This is a genomic window from Chryseobacterium soli (genome assembly GCF_000737705.1).
Lineage (GTDB): Bacteria > Bacteroidota > Bacteroidia > Flavobacteriales > Weeksellaceae > Chryseobacterium > Chryseobacterium soli.
Map to the genome: position 1 here is coordinate 41,941 of NZ_JPRH01000006.1, position 22,108 is coordinate 64,048.

The window sequence follows — 22,108 nt, forward strand, 5'->3', positions numbered from 1 at the left end:
TTTAATAAAATTTTATGCTTTTTGGCTTTTATATTTTTTTGTATAGAATACAATAAACATAACTGCAATTATTGAAAGTACATAAACATACATGTCGATTGGTGCTGCTGGCTCTCCAGTTCCGGATCCTCCTGTACTTCCGTCGCCTGGGACAGGAGTAGATGGAATAGCCTTAACCAATAAAACGGCAAAAAGAAAAAGAGTGGATAATAGTTTACTAATATTATTTTTCATATTTTTTATTTTAAGATTTTGGTGTTAACAGTTTCCCCCTTATCAGAAACAATTTTTACAACATAAGAATTTTTAATAGAACCATCAAGTTCAATTACAAAATCTCTAGATGCATCAACTGCTTTTTTAGAGATAACCAGTTTACCACTCATATCGTAAACCTCAATATCTGCCTTTTTCCAGTTTGGATCGAATCTAACAACGTAGTTAGTGATCTCAGGATTATATACTACTAACGTTCTTGAAGGCGTAGCTGCTTTTTGAGTTGCTAAAACATCCTTACTAGGTTCTCCGTAATATAAATTGTATTCGTCATTACTAACAGTGATTACATCACCTTGTTTTGCCTGTTGTACAGTTCCGTTTGTAGCTTTATAATAGAATCCGATACCAGCAGATAACAGATGGGTTCCAACAGGAACTAATTCTGCATTTTCTCTGATTTCGAATTTATAAGACTTCACTTTACTTAGGTCGTAATTTACTAACATTACATTTTTACCTTTAAAGTTACTCTCATTAGCTTCATTGATATATAACCAGTACTGTGAAGTATAGTTATTATCATATCCACCTGCTAAAGCTTCTTCGAAAGTACCTATTAAGTTTCCTGAACTTGCCGCTGCCTGAACCGTTGTAGCTGTTGACACCTGGTGTCCGGTAGTTGCCGTTGGAGAAACTACATAATATGTTCTTGCAATTTCTTTACCATTAGCGTCAAGACCGATCACTCCAAGTTGTTTCACACTTCCTGAAGCAAGTTTACCTGCATGTGCATTTTTAGCAGCAGTAACACTATAGTCAGTACCAGCTGCTCTTACCGCTTGATTGAAACGTCTTAAAGTGTTAAAGTTTAAAGTCTGAGAAGTATTATCTCTTAATTTCAACACAAATGGCTGCATTGGTTGAATCATAAGACCTATATCTCCAACAGGAGTTCCGTCATTGTTAAATGTCTGAATCTGAGCTCCGGTACTATAGGTAGACCCTGTAGAACTTGTTTGCACAGTACCTGCAGAATATTTAACACCCCAGATATTAGAAACTGCATTTCCGTCAGTAACTCCTACATTTTCCACATATCCAATTTTAGATAAATCTAAATTGGTAAGGAACGGGTTACCAAACTGGTAGATATTTTTACCATAAGATCCTGTCCATAAACTGGCAGTGTTCTCAAACTGATCCTGAAGGTAAGAATTATACTTTTCATTTTGAGGGTTGATATTGTTACCTCCTGTTCCGAAGTTAACATTTCCAGCGTTTTGCAACGTGGCAACAGGTAAAGTAGCATAAGGTTTACCGTTAAGAGTAAACACAGATCCTGTAGGTGTTGGAGCTATTGTAGCCATGGTTGCCGGCGGAGTACTTGTATTCAAGTCGTTACCGGTAACTTTAAGCATATAATATCCTGAACCATCATTGGTAGTAGCCGTCAAATCCGTAAAATGGTTAGATACCGCACCTGCGTTATCCCACTTTAGAATTGGATTACTATATCTTCCTGTGTTAAAGGTTTTAGCAAATTCAGTTGATAAAGTATTTAGTGTTTTACCATAGAAAGGCATTGCAATTTGTTGGAAATAATTACCGTTACCATGTCTATCAGTTCTAAATTCTTTACTCACAACTCCTGTAATGTTGGTCTGGGTTAAACCATCAATATAAAGTTGTCCATAAGTGGATGTAGCATAAGTGCCTGGAGTATTCAGCCTTAAAACGATATTTCCACCATCGGTTTTATCTGTACCCGTAGTAGTAATTGTTTTAAAAGCATCTCCGGCTGCGCCTACAACCATAACATTCCCGTGAACGTCCAGAAGGCCATTACCTCTGGTCTGCACACCCCCACCGCTATAAACTAGGGTGCCTTCACTCACATACATATTAGCATTGGTGTCAACATGACAAAGTATCTGCGCCTGAACAGAGGAACCAATTGCTAAAAGACCAATAGCAAATAAACTTTTTCTCATTGTATAAATTATTTGTGTGTTAATACAATCTTCACCCGCAAAGGTATGATTTTTTTCTTATATAACAATTTTTTTTATTTTTTAACAAAAATATTATCTTCCGTTAAAATAATTTCTTTCTCTTCTCCTATTGAAAACATATAGTCTTCTAACACCTTTTCCGTAGTTCCTCGTAACCCTCTTGCACCCAATCCTTTCTCCATAGTTTCCTCTACAATTTTATCAATAGCCCCATCTGTAAAAACCAGATTGGTACCATCCATCTTAAAGAGTTCGATAAATTGATTCACGATCGAATTTTTAGGTTCCTTCATGATTCTTACCATCGTTTCTTTCGTGAGTTTATCGAGATAAGTAATGATTGGAAACCTTCCTAAAAGTTCCGGAATTAATCCGAAAGAACGAAGATCGATTGCATTAATATTTGTTAATACATATTCATCTTCATCTACTTTATTGATTTTATCAAGGCTGAAACCGATAGCCTGCTTGTTCATTCTTCTTTCGATGATTTCTTTAATTCCGTCAAAAGCTCCACCTGCAATGAATAAAATATTTTGAGTGTTTACCTGAATATATTTCTGATCAGGGTGCTTTCTTCCTCCTTGTGGCGGTACATTCACGATACTGCCTTCAAGCAGTTTCAGCAATCCCTGCTGAACTCCTTCTCCGGAAACGTCTCTGGTAATACTTGGATTATCGGATTTTCTTGCAATTTTATCAATCTCATCAATAAATACAATTCCTTTTTCTGCCTTTTCAACATCATAGTCTGCAACCATAAGAAGTCGTGACAAAATACTTTCCACATCTTCTCCTACATATCCTGCCTCCGTTAAAATCGTAGCATCCACGATACAAAACGGAACATTCAATTCTCTGGCAATCGTTTTAGCGAGTAATGTTTTACCGGTTCCGGTTTCACCGATCATGATGATGTTTGATTTCTCAAGCTCCACTTCTCTATTTTCCGACTGAGCATGAAGAAGTCTTTTATAATGATTGTAAACCGCAACTGAAAGTTGTTTTTTTGCCTGATCCTGTCCGATAACGTACTGATCAAGAAACACCTTAATCTCTTTCGGCTTTTTAAGCTCATCTACATTTTCTGCAACTGAAGATTCTGTTTTAGAAACCCCATCCTTTACAATCAAATGAGCCTGCTCGATACAGTTTTCACAAATAAAACCATTCTGGCCAGAAATCAGCATCTGCACTTCATTTCTTTTTCTGCCACAGAAAGAACATTGGTTTGAATTCATACTATAATATATATTAAAGAAAATCGTAAAAAGGGAATTTTACGATTTTCATATTTTTTAAGAATTAATAATTGAGTTTTGAATCTCTGTATATTCTTCGTTTGTTAATTTTAATCTTTCATTTCTGAAGTTCATATCTTCCATTTTCTGTAAGGGAATTAAATGAATATGGGCGTGTGGAACTTCCAGACCTACTACTGCCACCCCTACTCTTACGCAGGGTACTGAATTTTTAATTTTCTTGGCGACTTTCTGGGCAAATCCCCAGAGATTTTTATATTCTTCGCTTTCCAGATCAAAAATTAAATCAACTTCCTTTTTAGGAACCACCAAAGTATGTCCTTTCACTAAAGGCATTGCATCGAGAAATGCAATGTAATTTTCATCCTCAGCAATGGTATAAGAGGGAATCTCGCCGTTAATGATTTTTGTGAATATTGTACTCATGTGTTTAGAAGTTAAAAGTTAGATGCTTGAAATTAGATTACAGAGTGATTTCCAATACCTCGAAAGATAATTTGTTTCCATTCGGTAAAACGATATTGGCAGTTTCACCAATAACTTTACCAAGCAATCCTTTTGCAATCGGTGTATTTACAGAAATTCTTCCTGTTTTCAGGTCGCTTTCATTATCCGGTACCAAAGTAAATACCTGCTCCAGATTAGTGGCATTATTTTTAAGTCTCACAGTTGTTAAGATTGAAACTTTTGAAGTATCTAATTGGCTTTCATCTATAATTTTAGAAGTAGAAATAACATCTTTAAGTTTTGAAATTCTCATTTCAAGCATTCCTTGAGCCTCTTTAGCCGCATCATATTCTGCATTTTCAGACAAATCTCCTTTATCTCTTGCTTCTGCGATCTGCATCGTTATTTTGGGTCTTTCCACAGTTTCCAACTGTTCCAGCTCAGCTTTCATTTTCTCTAATCCCTCCTTTGTAACATAGCTTGCCATAATTTTCAAAATTTAGTTTTAGTATAAAAAAATAATCCGACATTTGCCGGACAATGTTTTCGAGTTATAATCGTTTAATTTTTACAAATATATAAAAATTTAATTTGAAATGAAAAAAACTTTTTCAATATTATCTATTTTCATATTATTGATTATCAATAATTTAACTATAAATTCTTGTGGAAGCAGAGAAGAAACAGTAAGCTGCTTTCCCAGCAACCCAATTAATGTTACTTTAAACCTAAACCTACCTAACTACTTCCCTTTGAACCAGGTTGGAGGATGGATTTATGTTAACGAGCAGCAGTCCGGTTCCAGAGGTTTGATTGTGGTAAGAGCTTCTGCCACCAGTTTCAAGGTGTACGACAGAAACGCCCCTCACATCTGCCCTGACAGCAATACAACCCTTGAAGTGAAAGACAATATTAGCATCAGATGTCCAAAAGATAATGCCACATGGATCCTTCTTACGGGACAGCCTACTACCGTAACGTCTCTTCCGCCTAAGACTTACCCTTTTAATTATGACGACGTAAGTAAAATTTTAAATATTTATTATTAATATGAGAGTTGTTGTACAGCGGGTTTCGGAAGCTGGTGTAAAAGTAGACGGAAAAACGGTTGGTGAAATAGGAAAAGGCTTCATGCTGCTGGTAGGAATTGATGAAAATGATGAGAAAACCGATGCTGACTGGCTGGTTCAGAAAATACTGAATCTCAGGGTTTTTGGAGACCAGGACGACAAACTCAATCTTTCGGTGATGGATATTTCAGGGGAAATCCTTTGTATAAGCCAATTTACGTTGATTGCCGACTACAAGAAAGGTAACCGACCTTCTTTTATTAAAGCCGCAAAACCGGATAAGGCGATTCCTCTTTTTGATTATTTTAAAGAAGAAATAGCAAAATCCGGACTCAAAACTGCCAGCGGAATTTTCGGAGCAGACATGAAAGTATCTTTGATCAATGATGGACCTGTAACCATTGTTATGGATTCCGTTACAAAAGCTTAAATTCGCAAAAAAATATATTTACATTTAACAATGAAAAAAACGTTATTTACCTTAGTTCTTTTAACAGGAGCAAATCTTGCATTCGCTCAAAAATCTTACACAGACGATCAAAAAGCGTCTTATTACATTGGTCTTGATATTGCTGAAAATATAAAAAAGCAAGGATTCACAGTAGATCCTGATCTTTTGGCTCAGGCTATAAAAGATGGATTTTCTGATAAGCCAACATTATTCCCAAAAGAGGAACTGGGCACATTCTTACAAGGTTTCATGCAGAAACAAGGTGAGAAAAAACAAGCACAGGCAAAAATACAGGCAGAAGAAAATAAGAAAAAAAGTGCAGAATTTTTTGCTAAAAACAAGCTGAACAAGAAAATAACAACCACAGCAAGCGGTTTGCAATATGAAGTACTGAAAGAAGGCGACGGAAAAACAAAACCTACCGTTTCAAGTACAGCTAATGTAGCTTATACAGGAAAGCTGATGGATGGGACTGTTTTCGATTCTACAGAGAAAAATGGAGGAAAACCAATCGAACTGAATCTTTCCGGAGTGATAAAAGGCTGGACAGAAGGTATCCAACTAATGAGCAAAGGTGCTAAATACAGATTTTATATTCCATCCGATCTTGCGTACGGAGATAGTGGAGCAGGAAACGTAATTCCTCCCGGCGCAGCTCTTATTTTCGATATCGAGCTGGTAGATTTTAAATAATTATTTTCTAAATAAAAAGTAAAAACGTCTTTCAAAAAATTTTGAAAGACGTTTTTTTACTGCTCAACTTTTATATTTAATTTACAGGAACACTGTTGAAATTAAGTGATACTTTAATATTCATATCTGAACTCGTCTGGTTCTTTAGTTCATAAACCGTTCTCACGGTAAGACCTGTACTTTTTACGACCTCATCCAAAAATCCTGTATCGTTCAGGTCAAGATTAAGGGTGTCCGAGTTTGAAGATATATTGGATCTGGAAGCAACCAATCTTTCGTTTGTTCCTCCTGATGATATATAGACTTTTACGGATTTAAAAGCACTTAAATTTCCTCCTGAAGGAGAGGCTACGGATATTTTTGCTTCAGAAATTCTGACATCTTTAATTTTTGCATTGTTGTTTCCACCAAACCAGGTCTGTACATTGGTTGCTGTGGCAGTAGAAGAAACTTCTTTATCAGCAGGCACTCCCGTAGAAACCAATACATTGGCGGTATATGGGAACGTATTCTGAACAAGAGACTGTACTGTTCCGCAGCTTACGAGTACTGCCGAAGCAGCGATTGCTGTTAAAAATATATTTTTCATAATATTACACTTTACCGTAAAGGTTGCAGAAATTATACCAAATTACCAAAACCCTAATCTACGCTTACGGTAAAGCTTCCTTTTGTATTTCCGGATGCCATATTGCTTTTTCCTATAATGAGCCAGACTTCTCCCTTCCCTGATATTTCATGAGTGATCTCTCTTCCGAAAGGACCGTCATAGTCTCCGTTCGGAAGTTTTATTTGATTAAAACGGATATTAAAATCTTTTTCTTTAGTAGAAATTTTTGCTTTAATATCAGCTTTGTCATAATGGGTTAATTTCAAAACAAGTTCCTGGCCATCTTCTGTAAACTCCTCCCCCAGCGTAAATGGAAGCTGTGAAGCATCTGCCGTTCGTATAATCTGTCCTGCTTTTTCGTTTCTCATGACTCCTTTTCGAAGTACTTCTTTGGTAGCCGGAGCATTGTTAATGATTGAATCTTTCTTTTTAAGTGCTACAGAATCGGCTTTAGAAGCTGCATCCGGCATTTCAGACACTGCCACAGAATCCTTACTTGGCATTTCTGTTATATTAGGATCTTTTTTGCACGAAATAATAATCAATGGGATTAACAATAAGGATTTTCTCATAATAACTATTCTTTTAATGTTTCATAATAAAGATTTTTTGAAAGGAAAGTAGATGATTTCTTGCTTTCAATTTTTCTTACTATTTTCTTTTTTAGTGCTATATCATTTTTTTCATCAGCATATTTCAGTAAATATTTTTCACCGAAGTTAACATTCGTAAAATGATATTCCACCGCAAAATCACGGCGTTTCATATTCTGGGAGGTAATAATACCACCCCAGTTGATATAACTGCAAGCCAAAATTGTTCCATAAAAACACCAGGCCATGGTATTAAACAGAAATACATTTCTTTTTTTCTTCTGAATTTTAATAAAAGTCAAAGCCAGTCCTATTAAAGATAAAATTAAAAATGCAAAGACTCCTAACCTCTTATAGGTAAGACCATAACTGATAATATATTCATAGTTTTTCGCCATGGCAGAAAATACCAGAACTGCATTGAGTGATATCCATATTTTGGCTAAAATTCTTAAAAAGCCGGCTTTAGGATCAAAATTAAAGGCAGATTTAAAATAAAACATGATCACCAGAATTGCCATTACAATAGATATGATTACAGCATTTACTCTTTCATGGGTTTCTTCTGAAAGCTGAGCCGGTGTTTTGGAAACTTCATAAAATTGTTCGTAATTGTAAGTGATGATAAAGAAAATCAATAAAATATTTAAACAAAAGAATGAAACAACACCACTCATTCTTTCGGCATCAAGATCGAGAAATGAGTATGTAGATTTCTGTATTTTATCTTTATCCTGAAAGTGATTATCCAGCATCCTGTTGTTTTTATAAATAAATCTTTCAACAGCATAATTCCAATAATTAAAGGCAATGAATAATCCCAGGATGGTAAGTCCGAGCACCTGCCACAGATTAATATCAAGTTCAAAATCTGTAAAAATACTGGCAAAGTGATCACTTCCTGCAGAATAGATTCCAAAGAAAGCACTCAAAAGCACTAAGGGAATCAGCACAAAAGCTAGTGTTTTCTGCCATATTCCTGAGACATTTCTCTTAGGCAGCCACGCATCAAAGTTGAATATCCTGAATACTGAGGTAAAGCAATTCATTGCAAATACCGGAATCAGAAAAAGTATGGTCAGTCTCCTATTCCTGGATTTGAAAGAAAGCAGTAAAAGTGAGGTTACCACTGCCAAAAATGAAGCAAAATCTCCGTACCATGCAAAAGAGATGCTGGAAATGATTCCTGCCGCAAAAAGAAGGTTAAAAACTTTCGTTTTATTCTTTTTTACTGTTTTGTAAAAAGTAAGCAGTGCATATACCACTCCCAGGATCCCTAGATTTAAACCCATATTTTCATCATAGAAAAGGATGACAAATAGAAGGGTTGTAAGAAATATATAATGATGTGTTTTCATGATGTTGAGGATTAATTTATTGAAAGATTTAAATAATTTAAAGACGTTGAGATTATAAGTTGAAGATGATAAAGAGATACAGGAATGCTATGGGAATATTCAGAAGCATCAGCCATATAGAGTTCCCGCTGTCTTTTCTTTCAGAAACATCGGTAAGAAACTCTATAAGTTCATACAAGAGGATAAGGATATTAATTACCATTGCAGCCATTACATAATAAAAACCACAAACCACGACAATATCTGCTCTTGTGATAAGAAATAAAACCAACAGGCAGCTTCCCAGTAACAAGGAGAAAAGAAAGGCATTTTTCCCAAGCGAACTGAATTGTATATTTTTCATATCATTAATAAAGAGCGGTTGTATTTTTCTGCTGGATAAAATCCTTAAGATGATCAAAATTCTGCCATAACAGACTTTCAAAATCCCAATGATAAAACGGTTTCATATCCTGTCCTTTTTTATAGGCCTTGATATACATTCTGAAATATTCCGGAAGAATAAGGCTTCCCAATACGATTGCAGCAAGGAGGTGGGCATTCAGTTTACCATTTCCCAGCAGGAGATACTGCATGGCAATTTCGTCCTCGAATTGAGTTCCGCATCCTGTAATGAGGTGATGCACATCATGATTTTCCATTTTTGGGATCATTGAAAATCCATGGCGTTTATAGAATTCTCCTAATTTCCGTCCTAAGGAATCTTCCTGAAACTCGAGCAGCTGTTTTTCATTGAACTGCCACTGTCTTTTCTTCTTTTTAAAGTAGGTTCTGTATAATTTTTGAGTAATTCCGTACACAAAAAGTAAAAAGCTAACACGTAATTTTTTCATAGTTTATGTATTTAATTTTAATAATATTCGATAAAATACTGAACGACAATAAGAATGGGAATCAGGAATGGTATAAACATAGATACTCCGAATCCACTATTAAAAAGTTTCACTCTAAATTCTTCGCTATTATTTTTATTGAAATATTTATCAACAAAATAACCGAACGTGTAAAAAACATTGACAATAAGAATGAAAACAAAATATGCTATGGACTGGAAAAATATTGTAAACAGAGTCACGTCAAAACTTTCATCATGAGGAAAAATCAAAAGTTCTCCTAAAAACCAATATAAGTTGAATGATATAAATCCTGAAATTAGCAAACCAATATTATATTTAGCTCTCCTTTTAAACCACCATTTTCTAAGATTATTATTTTTTAAAATTTTCATCATAATAGTTCAATTAAAAATTTAGAATAGAGATTCCAATAACAGCGTATAAAGTAGCTATTGGAATATTTATAAGAATAGTTCCTATTGATTTGTAGCAAGTATCAAGGTAATTTTTATTGAAGGCACCATAAATTAATAAAGTTATGATCACCAGAACATTAAGGATAGAGCCAAAAAATAAAAGCATAAAACCATAAAATGCAAAGCCTTCATCTTTAGTTATTAGATAGCCGAATAAGCAAATGTTTCCCAATATGAATGAAAGCCAGAAGAAGAGTTTACCTGTAGTTAAAATGTTTTCTTCTTTCATAATAATATTTTTAACCTTGAGTTAATATAAAAACTGTAATTTCGGGACGAACCATAAACCTGACCTGAAAAGAATGACCTACAGCACGGTTGATATACAACATTCTCCCATCCTGGAGGTCAATTTCCCCAGACACGTATTTTTTATTTTTTACAGGGAGAACCGGTGTAATTACTCCAGGGATCCTACATTGTCCTCCGTGGGTATGTCCGCTTAAAATCCATCCCTGATAGCCATTCCAGATAGCTTTATCACATGCATCGGGATTGTGGCAGAGTACAATATTGGCTTTTGAAGGATCATAGTCTTTCATTACTTCTGATGGATTAAAATTGGGAGACCACAGGTCTTCAAATCCTATAAAATTCAGTCCATGAATTTCTTCCTGATTATTCTTGATTATGGTAATTCCAGAATTTTCAACAATACGGCTAATATTCTCTGCACATTCGAGATCTTTCCAATTTTCACCATAATCATGATTTCCTAATATTCCAAAAGTACCCAGCCTCCCCAGTACAGCGTGTTTCATAACTGTCTTTAAGTCGTTGCATTCCGAAGCTGTCCCGGAATTGACAAAATCTCCTGTGTAGACTACAAAATCGGGGTTAAATTGCTTTGCTTCCTGAAATGATTCTATCAAAAAGTTCCAATCGAAACGATTTCCAACATGGAGATCAGAGATCTGCATGAGTATCTTACCACGGAGATGCTCCGGCAGATTTTTAACAGGAAGCTTTCTTTGTACAAATTCAATCCAAAACGGTTCAATCTGCCAGGAATATAGCAGCGGGAAGCTTCCAAGGATGGAGAGTTGTAAAATCTTTTTTAAAAATGTTTTTCTATTCATTTGGCATATTTTGAACAAAGAACTTTGAAATACAAAGTGAAATTTCAAAAAAATATAGGATTTATCGTCCTAATAATTTTTCTAGGGCATCAAGATGTTCTGTAAATGCCTGTCTTCCACTTTGTGTAACGCGGTATGATGTTTTTGGTTTTTTTCCTACAAACTCTTTTTTCACTTCAATATAGTTTGCTTTTTCCAGAGCAGTGCTGTGGCTTGCCAGGTTACCGTCTGTAATTTCGAGTAATCCTTTCATTTCAGAAAAATCAACCCAGTCGTTCACCATAAGAACGGACATAATTCCCAATCTTACACGGCTTTCGAATTCTTTGTTGAGCTGATTGATGTTAATCACTATTTTGAATTTTAAATGATAAATTAAAGGTTAAATCTATAAGTATTGATCTGGTGGAAACAATACCTTATATGTATTCTTATAGAAGTCTATTTATATTTTTTATGCATTATTGATCCGTATACAATATGAAGAACGCCAAAGCCTATTGCCCAAAATAACAACCCCCAACCGAGAAAGAATAAAGAAACCAGTCCTAAAACAATCTGGCAGTATCCCAGATATTTAACATCTGTTAAAGTATACCGTTCAGCACTTACTAATGCTAAACCGTAAAATATTAAAGTTGCCGGTGCTATCCATACGAAAAGATGGTGGAAAAGTAGCGCCAGGCAAAAAATACCTCCGGTAATTAAGGGAACTACAAAAGTAATCAAAAGACGCTTGGTGGTAGCATCCCAAATCTTCAGTCCTTTCTTTCTGCTCTTATTGGCTGTGAAAATATATCCACTCAATAAAGCCACAAATAAAATCAAGGCTCCGATAATGACAAGTTCACGAACCAGTTCCGGTTGATAGATATTCCTATCTCCATCAAAATAGCTGATCCCTTCTCTTTTTAGCACAAAATATACATATCCTGCACCAATGAGTGCTGTCAGACCTGCAACAACACCGGATAATCCACTTAATGAAATGAATCTGGAAGAACGCTCCATCATGGAACGGATATGAGATAAATCTTCGTGATAGTTTTTTGTCTCCATATAAAGAACTTTGAAATACAAAGTTAAAATTTATTTTTAATCTTCCAATTATTTTTTTCGTTTTAAATAAAATAATTTCATGACATAAAAAAAGAACCCTGCTAAGAAGCAGGATTCTAAAAAAAAATATTAAAATTTGTGTAAAATTTATAATGGGTTTTGAACAATAAGCGGATTTGCATTGATCTCCGTCCTTGGAATAAGATATTCCCAACGTGTATCGGTATTCGCAACCGTCATGACATTATTGTCCACTACCGTTGAATGGTTGGCTCCGGTTCTATCTAAGCCCTGATTCAATCTTTTCAGATCTAGGAATCTAAATCCTTCGCCCCATAATTCCATTCTTCTGCTGTTAAGAATTTCCGTGATATAAGCTGCTCCAGTAGTTGTAGCTCCTGTATAAACATCATTTCTCTTTTTAGTAAGCTCATTGAAGACCACTTTTGATCCCGTTTCATCACCAGCTTTAGCTTTAGCCTCAGCTTCGATAAGATACATCTCAGCAGCTCTCATGTAAGGTACATCCATTCTGCTGTCTGAAGCACTTACTGATAGGAATTTCTGGCTGGTATATGCAAATTTCGAATACGTAGAAGATAAAGCAACTGCAGGTATTGCAGGAGTTGTAGGCGTTCCGGGTACTCCAAAATGATTTCCTAGGGGATCAACAACCAACCTTCTTACATCGGTACTTGGGAACATTGCATACAGTTTGCTATTCATTGCTTTAGGAGCCTGTCTGATATTCGTAGAATTATAATTTCTGGACATATAGGCTCCAAAGTTTCCGAAGTAATCTGTCTGATCTGCAATAATAGTTGCGCCCCACATCCATTCACCATTTCCTTCCAGGTTATTAAAACCAGATGCATAAGTAGCGCTACTCATTAAATCAAAACCAGCTCTTGCAAGTTGGGCAGAAGATGCAGCCAACGCATAGTTTCCTTGAGTCAAAGCGATTCTCGCTCTTAATCCCAATACCACTTTATCGTTAAAATGAGATTTTGTAGCTCTCGAACCGTTTAATCTTGATAACGCTTCTGCCAAATCCTTGTTAATTTGTGCATACACTTCTTCAACAGTATTTCTTGCCATTGGAACTTCATCTGCAACTAATTTAATAGGAACTCCTAACTGACTATTTGTAGTATTTGGTATATATCTTTTTCCGTATATCTGTACCAGCATATAATATGAAAAAGCTCTGAATGCAAATGCTTCTCCAATAGCCATTTTAACTGTAGTAGCATCGGCAGCCGTTGGTACAGGAACATTAGGACCATTAGCGATCACCAGGTTAGCATTTCTGATCAATGCATAATAAAATTGATAAGGAAAAAAATCATTGGTTGCATTTTCATTTACCTGATCTTGCCATCTTACCGTAGAGACATACCAGCCATTCCCGGTAGAAGGAAACACAAGATCTTCTCCTAGGGCATCCATCATAATCATAATACCTCCCTGACCATTCTGACCCTGATTAGAATTCTGTCTTGTATACAAATTCCTATGCATTCCGTTAATAATTGCCATAAGGTTGGAAGCACTTGAATATGCAGCATCTTCAGGCACTGCAATGGTAGTATCTGTTTCTAAATAATCACTTTTACAAGAAGTGAGTGCTAATGTGAGCACTGCAGTGGAAAGCACTGCCAATTTTTTATAATGTTTTGTAATATTTTTCATAATTGAATTTTTAGAATGACAAGTTAAATCCTATGGTTACAATTCTAGCCGGAGAATATCTGTTGGTCGTTGTTCCATTGAAAGCCTGAGAAGGCTCCAATCCTTTTCTAGCCGTTTTGCTCCAAAGGTTCTCTCCTGATACCATTAGTTTTAAACCGGATAATCCAAACCTTGAAATCATTTCCGGATTGAAACTATACGTTAAATTTGCTTGTCTGAAAGTAATAAAATCTGATTTTACCAGCCATCTGCTTGAAGCTGCGTTAGAACTTGTATAAGTAGATGAATTCAATGCCGGTGTATCCGTAATTTGCCCAGGAGTTGTCCATCTATTCAAGATATCTGTACTTAATGCTCCTCCCTGAGAATAACTTGACATCAAAGAAGCATAGTTAGAGTCATAGGTTTTACCCCCTAACTGATACGTAAACATTGCAGAAACAGACCAGTTCTTATAGGTAAATGATGTACCGAAACTTCCAAATAAATCAGGAATTGCCGTCCCGGAATAATCATACTTCGCTTTATTGAAGTTGGTCGTCACCTTTGTTCCGTTAACAGTTCTGATATCAGTAGCTGTTGTATTGGCAAAGGCATCCGCTACCAAGAATAAAGGAGAACCATCTGCCGGATCTACTCCATACCATTGTCTCAACCAGTAATCATAAACAGAATGTCCTACAGAAATTTTCTTAGTTCCATTAATAATCTCAGTGATTCCGTTAGACAATCCTGTGATTTGGTTTTTAAGAGTTGAAGCATTCGCATTTAGACTCCAAGTGAAGTTTTCATTTTTGATTACATCTCCACCGATAGTAATTTCAAAACCACGGTTGTACATCGTTCCAACATTTCTGCTGATATTATTGTTTGGAACCCCTGAAGATACAGGCGTTGGTACCGGGAAGATCAAATCAGATGTAGTTCTGTTATAATATTCAACCGAACCATTAATTCTGTTGTTGAAGAATCCAAAATCAAGTCCTACATCACTTTGTTTATTCGTTTCCCATGTAATAGTAGGATCTGCAAGGAATCCGAATAATATTCCAGGCTCATTCGCATTATTATACCCTAAGCTAAATGTATTTTTATACATATAATAGCTGTTGGTACCGTCATTTCCTACTTCTCCGTAAGAGCCACGTAATTTCAGATCGCTAATAAGGTTAGACTCTTTCAGGAAATCTTCTCCTTTAATTCTCCATCCTGCTCCTACCGACCAGAAAGAACTCCATCTTACATCCTTGCTGAATCTGGATGAAGCATCCCAACGGATAGACCCTGACAATAGGTATTTAGAATCATAATCGTAATTCAATCTTGAGAAAACACTTTCTTTTCTGTAGTTATCCGTTTGTGAAGTCAGCGATGTAGGGGTAACAAAATTAATCAACTCATCATTGTTATCCACTGTTTGTCCCTGCTTGTAACCATACATATATTCATAGATATATTTATAGTTTTCATGTCCTAATAAAAATTCAAAGTTATGAGATCCGAATTTTCTTTTATAATTCAACAACTGGTTCCATGTAATGGTCTGCTCTGTATAAGTAGTTTTTTCAGCAGCACCTCCCGGAGCAGCATCTCCAATCACTTTATTGATATATCTGCTTCTTCTGTTGTTTCGGATATCGTAACCAACATTGGTGGATAAAGTTAAATAAGGATCTACCTTAATTTCCGCATAGGCTCTTGAAATGATATAATAATTTTTAGAAATATCTTTATTCAGCAATGTTTCCTGAATAATATTTCTTCCCGCCGCTGCATCAGCACCTCTTGCATTTCCTGCATCATACACTATGTTTCCAAATGCATCGTACATGGTTGCAAAGGTGGTAGGATCATGAGCGTAAGGACTGTAAATTGGTCCCATACTTCTGGTCCATGCATACGGGTTAATATAGGCAGAGTTATTATCTGCTCCATCTACAGAGTTATTTCCATTGGATGAAACCGCACTGATACTCGTTCCTATTTTAAGCCAGTTTTTAACCTGAGAATCTACTTTTAATCTGGCTGTAAATCTTTCAAAGTCAGATTTAATAAGATATCCGGTTTCATTGGTATAACTTACAGAAGAAAAATAAGTAGTTTTATTCGTTCCACCGCTGTAGTTTAATTCATAATTCTGTCTAAATCCGGTATTGAACAATGGCCCCTGCCAGTCTAAATCTGTATATTTTAATTGGGCATTAGGATTCAAAATTCCATCTATGACCAATTGATTATCAGCTACGTTGAAAATATTCGTTTTTAAAACACCTGAAATCAAATTGGCTGTAGCATAAGCATTTGCAGCTGCAACCGTACTGGTTGGAACAGAAGTCAGACGTCCATTTCTGATCGCTTCCCAGATAAGTGGATAGTATTGAGCGGCATTCACCCTGCTATATTCTGGGATTGCTCTTCCCACATATCCCGTGCTCATACTGAAACTTAAAGCATCAGCACCTTTTTTTCCTGTTTTCGTTGTGATCAAAACAACACCATTAGCTGCTGCAGAACCATACAGTGAAGTAGAAGCTGCATCTTTCAAGATGTTAAATGATGCAATGTCATTCGGGTTAAGTGCTGAAAGCGCTCCTGTAAAGATCACACCATCCACTACATATAGGGGCGCTGTAGAGATGCCATAAGACCCGATACCTCTGATCTGAATACTAGGTGATGCTCCCGGCTGACCCGTACTGGTACTTACCTTTACCCCCGCACTTGCTCCATCTATTGCCTGCGCAATGTTAGAAATCGGGCGATCTGCAAACTGCTTTGCTTTCACTTCTGTATTGGAGCCTACTAACGTTTCCTTTTTCTGGGATCCATAAGCAACAATAACAACCTCATCTATTTTTTGCTCACCAATCGTATCTTTTTTAGACCGTTGAGCTTCAACCGCCTGCCCTCCTGCGAAGAAGAGAACAGCAGTAGTTATTAAAGACAATCGTAATTTCATATTAACAAATTTTAATATTAACTTGGCAAATATGTTAATAAATATTAACATATCCAAATATTAGTTAATTTTTTAAATAATTAATATATATAACAAAATAATGAGCATGAAAAACAAATTAAATCAATCAATTGATTAACAGTTCAATATTAACGAAACTAACAATCGTTCGTTTATTTTTGTTTTTTAGCCATAAAAAAGGCCGTTGAACGGGTTCAACGGCCTTTTTAAAATGCTCATTCAGAAGCTATTTCGCTCTCAATTTTTCTTTAATAGTTTCAATATTTTTCTTAGCCGATTCTTCCAATATCAGGCTTGCACTCATATGAATTCTTGCAGGCATTAATTCATTAAAATGATCTGTTCCTTCCCAGGAAACCTTTTTGATCAACGCAAGTGCATCACTGCTTCTGGAAGCTAAAGTCTGTAAAAATTTCTCCAGCTTAGCATCCATTTCTTCAATATTTTCTGAAACAGAATGGTAAACATTATGCTGCTCTGCCCACGCTGCAGATCTGAAATCCGCATCAATCGCCATGGCAGAAAACTGTGACTTTCCTATTTTTCTTTCCACATAAGGGCCGATAACGAATGGCCCGATTCCTAAATTAATCTCCGTTAAAGCCAAAGCAGCATCTTTAGTAGCAAAACAATAATCTGCACCGCAGGCGATGCCCACTCCTCCACCGGTTGTTTTTCCCTGAACTCTTACCACAACTATTTTTCCACAGTTTTTCATGGCGTTCAATACTTTTGCAAAGCCCCCGAAAAATTTCGTCGAATTTTCAAGTTCATTAATAGCCAAAAGCTCATCAAAACTTGCACCTGCACAGAAAGCTTTCTCACCTTCACTTTTTACTACAATAGCTTTTACCTCATCTTTAGCGCCTTCATCTAAAATAGTCTGCGCCAGTTTTTCTAAAATAGCTCCCGGTAGTGAATTGCTTTTTGGGGTTCCGAATGTGATTTCGGCAATATTGTTTTTAATTTCTGATGCTACGAATTCGTTCATTTTTATTTTAATTGGATTTATACAAAAATACTAAATACGCCTGTTTCAGAAAGAATTAAAGCGTATAAAATTAAGATGCTTTCCTATGGCGTCTGTTTTACCTTCCGTATAAATACGGAAAGGTCAATTTGGTATTTTCTACTCTAGTGCTGCGCTGTTTTATATTGTTCCTTTGACTTGTTAATAAAAACCTAAAGGCGGGATCCGAAAAGCCAATATAAGAGTAGGAAAATGTATAACTGAAAAAATATTTACCATGGACGAAATGATCGGAGTCATTAAATTATTTGCTGGCAACTTTGCACCCAAAGGCTATCTGATGTGTGATGGAAGTTTATTACCTATTCAAAGCAATTCTGCACTTTTCTCAATTTTAGGGACTACCTATGGCGGCGACGGTGTAAGAAATTTTGCTTTACCCAATTTACAGGGACGCTATCCCATCGGAGCAGGAAATGTAAATGCCAATGAATATTATCCTTTAGGGACACAGGCAGGTACCACTCAGACAACTCTTACTCAGCAGAATCTACCCAGCTTTATCAGCCAAATAAAGGTTGCTAATGTCAATGCTAACTCTATAGCTCCTTCCTCTACTTCATCAATTGCCATCACAGGAACCCCTAATGGAAGAGAATTTAATCCGGTACCTAGTTTTGTGGATGGTGATCCTGACACAATAATCAATGCAAAATCGGTTTCTTTTATAGGACAGAATCTACCCATCAATAATATGCCTCCATACTTAGGATTAAATTATATCATCTGCATATCAGGCATTTATCCTTCAAGACCATAAGTCTTAAAATAACATACTAAAAAATCAACAACTGAAAAAAACGATATCATCATGGAAGAATTAATGGGCACAATCAAATTATTCGCAGGAAACTTTGCACCTAGAGGTTTCTTATTATGCAACGGAGCGTTATTAAGCATCGCAAACAATACTGCACTTTTCTCAATTTTAGGGACTATTTATGGTGGCGATGGTCAAACGACTTTTGCATTACCTAACCTTAACGGGCGCTATCCTATTGGATCAGGAAACTCAAGCACCGGAAAGTCATATGAACTTGGGGAAATGTCGGGTTCTGCACAAACAACACTACTTAATTCAAACTTACCAAGCTTTACAAGCCAGGTAAAAGTAGCCAACGTTAATGCTAATTCTACAACGCCATCTGCCAATTCTTCATTAGCCATTACAGGCATACCCAACGGAAGAGAATTTAGTCCTATACCAAGTTATGTAGATGGTGATCCTGATACGGTAATTAATCCAAGATCTGTTTCATTTATCGGTCAGAATTTGCCCATTAACAATATGCCTCCTTATTTAGGGTTAAACTACATTATTTGTGTAGAGGGTATTTACCCTTCAAGGCCATAAACAAGAATTTAAAAACAACCTAAAAATTAAAATCATGAAAAGAACTACTTTTTTTACGATTTGTAGTCTGCTCATTTCCTTTTTCACCTTCGCGCAGACAAGTACAGAAGTATTCGAAACTGAATCCAGTGGAAGCACGAGTTTCACAGATAACGGCGTAATCTTTAATATCATTTCGCATAATGCTCCAGCTTCGCTTTTTGACATTGGAAATTTCGCCAACACAGGATGGAATGGTACGGCGAATGACAACAGATATATTGATAATACAGGAACTGCAACACTTGCCAATGCAAACGTTTCTTTTAGTATAAAAACCACTTCAAATTTGTTTAAAGTCAACAGATTCTGGGTGTTTTTAGCCAATTATCTTATTAACCAAAATGCTGCGGGTACGCTTACCATTACAGGTAAGCTGTCTGGTATCACCAAGTTTACCCAAACTAAAAGCAATGGCTTTGCAACATCTTTGGGAACTACCAACGGGTATACATTGATTGATCTGACCAACCTGAACGGGCAAAACTACTCGAATATCGTTATTGATCAGCTTCAGCTGACCATCGGCGGAGATTATCGTTATCTTGGTGTTGATGCTTTTACCTGGGTAAAAGATACGGGTGTAGTTTTAGCTACTGGCGAAACAAAAGCTTCACCGAAAACAATGAGTGTTTATCCTAATCCTACTAAAGGAGCCTTTACCATCAAAACGGATGAAAACTCAAAGGCAGAAATCTATGATCAGACCGGAAGGCTTGTGAAAACCCTGGAAGTAAAAAAAGGAGTGAATGAATCTAACATCGCCGAATTACCAAAAGGTGTCTACATTCTTAAAACCTTATCAGAATCTCATAAAATCATTAAGGATTAATACAAAGCATTTCATTTATAACAGTCTGCTTTTTCTGAATAAATAAACAGTAACCATGAAAACTTTATTCTACACTCAATGAGCAGTCATGATATGAACAAAAATGCACTCAACCTTTCTACTGTATTATAAAAACGCTTGTAATCAGTATGAAAAAGAATTCAGCTTCCCTGCGATTCTAATGCATAAATGATAACTCCCTTAACAATTGTCAAGGGAGTTTATTTTATCTGGTCCATTTATGAATATGTTCAATTCCTGTATTTCTTTTCATCAAAGACTGGAACCTTAATTTCAGCAGTATTTTTCTTCCTTCTACAGTTCTCGTAAAAACCAACTCAGACTTTTCCATTAAATCATTCCAGGTTGCATTGAAAAATTCTGCACTTTTTTTGTTCTTAGATTGAAAGGTTTGCCTGGATTTGACAAATTTATGTGAAGATATTAGTATTACATCTAATTTATTTTTTCTCTCAGTTTTGTTGTTGGAATTTCAAAATATTTATAAATTAAAATTGATAATATTATAGTTAAGAACCAGTACAAAAAGTATTTAATAATTATCAATAAATAGGAATTAATATCTTCGATCTGAACATTGTTTAAAATCCATTTTTTAACAATAGATAAATTTATCAAATACATAGAGTATGAAATTAAAGAGATATAAGTTACAATCTTATGTATAAAGGCATTTTTTGTTTTTTTAAAATCACTCAAATATGGGATTAAAAATAAAGTTCCAATAGCATTAATTGAAAAAGAAAACACACAAAGATAGATAGTACCAAAGTTATTAAAAGAGATGAATTTCGGGAATACTAAAATTACAAAACCAATTAAAAAAAGACTTCTTTTGTATTTTAACCAGTTTGATTTATAGTAATATGCAAAATAAGCACCTACAACCCCATACATTAAGCTATCTAGTCTTGTAAAAACTTGTTTACGGAATATCAAATCCCAATCACTTATATCATTAATTGTCACAGTTAAAAATCTGTAAAATCTAAAAACTGTTACAGCAATAATGATAAGAGAAGCAGTCATAATCAAAGTTTGTTTTTTTGATGATTTTAGAGTAACCGAAATAAATAATATAATTAATGGGGTTTAATAAATAAAACCATTCCTCAACACTTAAGCTCCAAGCTTCTGGAAAAAAACCGGGATGAGGTGTAAATAAATTTTGCGAAAAGACAAAATATCTAGCAATACTTCTGATACCATCAAAGTCTTTGTCAAATGATACACTTAAAATACATAGAATAATAAGAATTAGAAAATAATTTGGAAGTGTTCTGAACCATCTTCTTTTCCAAAAATTCAATATTAATTTAAAAGAAATATCTTTATTTTCAATCTCTTTAATCAAAATACCACCTATTAAAAATACACTTAACACGAAAAATACACTTACTCCATCGAATATAAAATAATCGATAATATTTGAAATTTTAGTTGGCAAAAGATAATTACCGTGTCCAATGACTACAAATAAAATAGCCAAACATCTTAAAATATCAAGTCCAAAAACTCTATCTTGTTTTATATTTATACTTAAAACTTTCATCATTCTTTGTGTTTAATTTGTTAAAATCCGGCTAATTTACTACAAATTATTAAGAGCCTGTTTAAATTTAGCTGGAAAATTTTGTTAAGCGGATTTCAAAGGTTGGATATTTGAAAAAAAAAATAATGCAATACCCAAGTGGTTTGAATGAAAACCAGTGGAAAAATATGAAGCTAAAAGAGAGAAAAAGAAAATATCCTCTTATACTGATTTGAAATGCCTTAATATATCTGATAAAAACGGGCTGTTAGTGTCTTATGTTTCCTAAATATTTTCCAAAATGGCAATTGGTTTATTACTATTATATCCGCTGGATAGAGGCAGGCTATTTCGACTTAGTTATAGAAAAACTATGCATGAAAGTTCGTGTGAAAAAGGGTTAGTGAGCTGAAGCCTCTTTAGGGATAATGAATAGCCAGAGTGTTCGCTGGGGCAATAATAGA

At 35.3% G+C, this 22,108-nt stretch carries 27 protein-coding genes; 6 read left to right on the plus strand and 21 right to left on the minus strand.

All coding sequences use genetic code 11. From position 1 onward, the window contains the following. Positions 1 to 12: 12 nt before the first annotated feature. From IW15_RS14490 to greA, 5 genes are all read right to left on the minus strand, one after another. The gene (locus IW15_RS14490) at positions 13 to 234 is read right to left on the minus strand and encodes a hypothetical protein (protein ID WP_034712655.1); all 222 of its coding nucleotides are present in this window, start codon (positions 232 to 234) and stop codon (positions 13 to 15) included. 5 nt (positions 235 to 239) lie between these two features. Next, entirely contained in the window at positions 240 to 2,210 is a 1,971-nt protein-coding gene (locus tag IW15_RS14495) for a T9SS type A sorting domain-containing protein (protein ID WP_034712657.1), read from the minus strand. Between the two features lie 74 nt (positions 2,211 to 2,284). Continuing rightward, positions 2,285 to 3,472 (minus strand): ATP-dependent Clp protease ATP-binding subunit ClpX, encoded by a 1,188-nt coding sequence (gene clpX / locus IW15_RS14500; protein WP_034712659.1) that lies wholly within the window; start codon positions 3,470 to 3,472, stop codon positions 2,285 to 2,287. A gap of 57 nt (positions 3,473 to 3,529) precedes the next feature. Beyond that, a complete protein-coding gene (locus tag IW15_RS14505) occupies positions 3,530 to 3,919 on the minus strand; it encodes an HIT family protein (protein ID WP_034712662.1) in 390 nt (129 codons plus the stop codon). Between the two features lie 37 nt (positions 3,920 to 3,956). Next, positions 3,957 to 4,427, minus strand: coding sequence for a transcription elongation factor GreA (gene greA / locus IW15_RS14510; RefSeq protein ID WP_034712663.1), 471 nt, complete (start codon positions 4,425 to 4,427; stop codon positions 3,957 to 3,959). Positions 4,428 to 4,536: 109 nt separating this feature from the next. Here greA and IW15_RS14515 point away from each other — a divergent pair, with 109 nt between their 5' ends. Genes IW15_RS14515 through IW15_RS14525 form a run of 3 tightly spaced genes read left to right on the plus strand, consistent with a single transcriptional unit; the run spans position 4,537 to position 6,154 of the window. Further along, positions 4,537 to 4,989 (plus strand): hypothetical protein, encoded by a 453-nt coding sequence (locus IW15_RS14515; RefSeq protein ID WP_034712666.1) that lies wholly within the window; start codon positions 4,537 to 4,539, stop codon positions 4,987 to 4,989. 1 nt (position 4,990) lies between these two features. Next, complete coding sequence (gene dtd / locus IW15_RS14520; RefSeq protein WP_034712668.1) at positions 4,991 to 5,440, plus strand: D-aminoacyl-tRNA deacylase; 450 nt, start codon at positions 4,991 to 4,993, stop codon at positions 5,438 to 5,440. Positions 5,441 to 5,470: 30 nt separating this feature from the next. Further along, positions 5,471 to 6,154 (plus strand): FKBP-type peptidyl-prolyl cis-trans isomerase, encoded by a 684-nt coding sequence (locus tag IW15_RS14525; RefSeq protein WP_034712671.1) that lies wholly within the window; start codon positions 5,471 to 5,473, stop codon positions 6,152 to 6,154. A 76-nt stretch (positions 6,155 to 6,230) separates the two neighbouring features. Here IW15_RS14525 and IW15_RS14530 read toward each other — a convergent pair whose 3' ends face one another. The 13 genes from IW15_RS14530 to IW15_RS14590 all read right to left on the minus strand — a co-directional run bounded on the left by IW15_RS14530 (position 6,231) and on the right by IW15_RS14590 (position 17,828). Next, positions 6,231 to 6,743, minus strand: coding sequence for a hypothetical protein (locus IW15_RS14530; protein WP_034712673.1), 513 nt, complete (start codon positions 6,741 to 6,743; stop codon positions 6,231 to 6,233). Between the two features lie 53 nt (positions 6,744 to 6,796). Beyond that, positions 6,797 to 7,336: a hypothetical protein gene (locus IW15_RS14535; RefSeq protein WP_034712674.1), complete on the minus strand. Its 540-nt coding sequence runs from the start codon at positions 7,334 to 7,336 to the stop codon at positions 6,797 to 6,799. 5 nt (positions 7,337 to 7,341) lie between these two features. After that, positions 7,342 to 8,715 (minus strand): DUF4153 domain-containing protein, encoded by a 1,374-nt coding sequence (locus IW15_RS14540; RefSeq protein WP_034712676.1) that lies wholly within the window; start codon positions 8,713 to 8,715, stop codon positions 7,342 to 7,344. 52 nt (positions 8,716 to 8,767) lie between these two features. Further along, a complete protein-coding gene (locus IW15_RS14545) occupies positions 8,768 to 9,058 on the minus strand; it encodes a hypothetical protein (protein ID WP_034712678.1) in 291 nt (96 codons plus the stop codon). A gap of 4 nt (positions 9,059 to 9,062) precedes the next feature. Continuing rightward, on the minus strand, positions 9,063 to 9,548 hold the full coding sequence (locus tag IW15_RS14550) for a Coq4 family protein (protein WP_034712681.1): 486 nt from the start codon (positions 9,546 to 9,548) through the stop codon (positions 9,063 to 9,065). Positions 9,549 to 9,565: 17 nt separating this feature from the next. Then, entirely contained in the window at positions 9,566 to 9,946 is a 381-nt protein-coding gene (locus IW15_RS14555; RefSeq protein ID WP_034712683.1) for a hypothetical protein, read from the minus strand. A gap of 10 nt (positions 9,947 to 9,956) precedes the next feature. Continuing rightward, a complete protein-coding gene (locus IW15_RS14560; RefSeq protein ID WP_034712684.1) occupies positions 9,957 to 10,256 on the minus strand; it encodes a hypothetical protein in 300 nt (99 codons plus the stop codon). Positions 10,257 to 10,266: 10 nt separating this feature from the next. Then, positions 10,267 to 11,106: a metallophosphoesterase gene (locus IW15_RS14565; protein ID WP_034712685.1), complete on the minus strand. Its 840-nt coding sequence runs from the start codon at positions 11,104 to 11,106 to the stop codon at positions 10,267 to 10,269. Positions 11,107 to 11,167: 61 nt separating this feature from the next. Continuing rightward, positions 11,168 to 11,458, minus strand: a complete 291-nt coding sequence (locus IW15_RS14570; protein WP_034712686.1) for a winged helix-turn-helix domain-containing protein — start codon at positions 11,456 to 11,458, stop codon at positions 11,168 to 11,170. A gap of 89 nt (positions 11,459 to 11,547) precedes the next feature. Further along, positions 11,548 to 12,165 carry a hypothetical protein gene (locus tag IW15_RS14575; protein ID WP_034712687.1) on the minus strand — a complete coding sequence of 206 codons (618 nt, stop codon included), beginning with the start codon at positions 12,163 to 12,165 and terminating at the stop codon, positions 11,548 to 11,550. 147 nt (positions 12,166 to 12,312) lie between these two features. Beyond that, a complete protein-coding gene (locus tag IW15_RS14580) occupies positions 12,313 to 13,857 on the minus strand; it encodes a RagB/SusD family nutrient uptake outer membrane protein (RefSeq protein WP_051882058.1) in 1,545 nt (514 codons plus the stop codon). Positions 13,858 to 13,867: 10 nt separating this feature from the next. Next, a complete protein-coding gene (locus tag IW15_RS14585; RefSeq protein ID WP_034712688.1) occupies positions 13,868 to 16,816 on the minus strand; it encodes a SusC/RagA family TonB-linked outer membrane protein in 2,949 nt (982 codons plus the stop codon). Positions 16,817 to 17,063: 247 nt separating this feature from the next. Beyond that, positions 17,064 to 17,828, minus strand: a complete 765-nt coding sequence (locus tag IW15_RS14590; RefSeq protein WP_034712691.1) for an enoyl-CoA hydratase/isomerase family protein — start codon at positions 17,826 to 17,828, stop codon at positions 17,064 to 17,066. 256 nt (positions 17,829 to 18,084) lie between these two features. Here IW15_RS14590 and IW15_RS14595 point away from each other — a divergent pair, with 256 nt between their 5' ends. Genes IW15_RS14595 through IW15_RS22090 form a run of 3 tightly spaced genes read left to right on the plus strand, consistent with a single transcriptional unit; the run spans position 18,085 to position 20,092 of the window. Then, positions 18,085 to 18,627 (plus strand): phage tail protein, encoded by a 543-nt coding sequence (locus tag IW15_RS14595; protein WP_034712693.1) that lies wholly within the window; start codon positions 18,085 to 18,087, stop codon positions 18,625 to 18,627. A 51-nt stretch (positions 18,628 to 18,678) separates the two neighbouring features. Then, complete coding sequence (locus tag IW15_RS14600) at positions 18,679 to 19,221, plus strand: phage tail protein (protein ID WP_034712695.1); 543 nt, start codon at positions 18,679 to 18,681, stop codon at positions 19,219 to 19,221. Between the two features lie 34 nt (positions 19,222 to 19,255). Next, complete coding sequence (locus tag IW15_RS22090) at positions 19,256 to 20,092, plus strand: T9SS type A sorting domain-containing protein (RefSeq protein WP_051882059.1); 837 nt, start codon at positions 19,256 to 19,258, stop codon at positions 20,090 to 20,092. 226 nt (positions 20,093 to 20,318) lie between these two features. Here IW15_RS22090 and IW15_RS23125 read toward each other — a convergent pair whose 3' ends face one another. From IW15_RS23125 to IW15_RS14615, 3 genes are all read right to left on the minus strand, one after another. Then, a complete protein-coding gene (locus tag IW15_RS23125) occupies positions 20,319 to 20,444 on the minus strand; it encodes a hypothetical protein (RefSeq protein WP_262483676.1) in 126 nt (41 codons plus the stop codon). A gap of 104 nt (positions 20,445 to 20,548) precedes the next feature. Next, positions 20,549 to 21,142, minus strand: coding sequence for an acyltransferase family protein (locus IW15_RS14610; protein ID WP_131368564.1), 594 nt, complete (start codon positions 21,140 to 21,142; stop codon positions 20,549 to 20,551). Beyond that, complete coding sequence (locus tag IW15_RS14615) at positions 21,102 to 21,668, minus strand: acyltransferase family protein (RefSeq protein WP_051882060.1); 567 nt, start codon at positions 21,666 to 21,668, stop codon at positions 21,102 to 21,104. Before IW15_RS14615 ends, IW15_RS14610 begins: the two co-directional genes overlap by 41 nt. Positions 21,669 to 22,108: the final 440 nt, after the last annotated feature.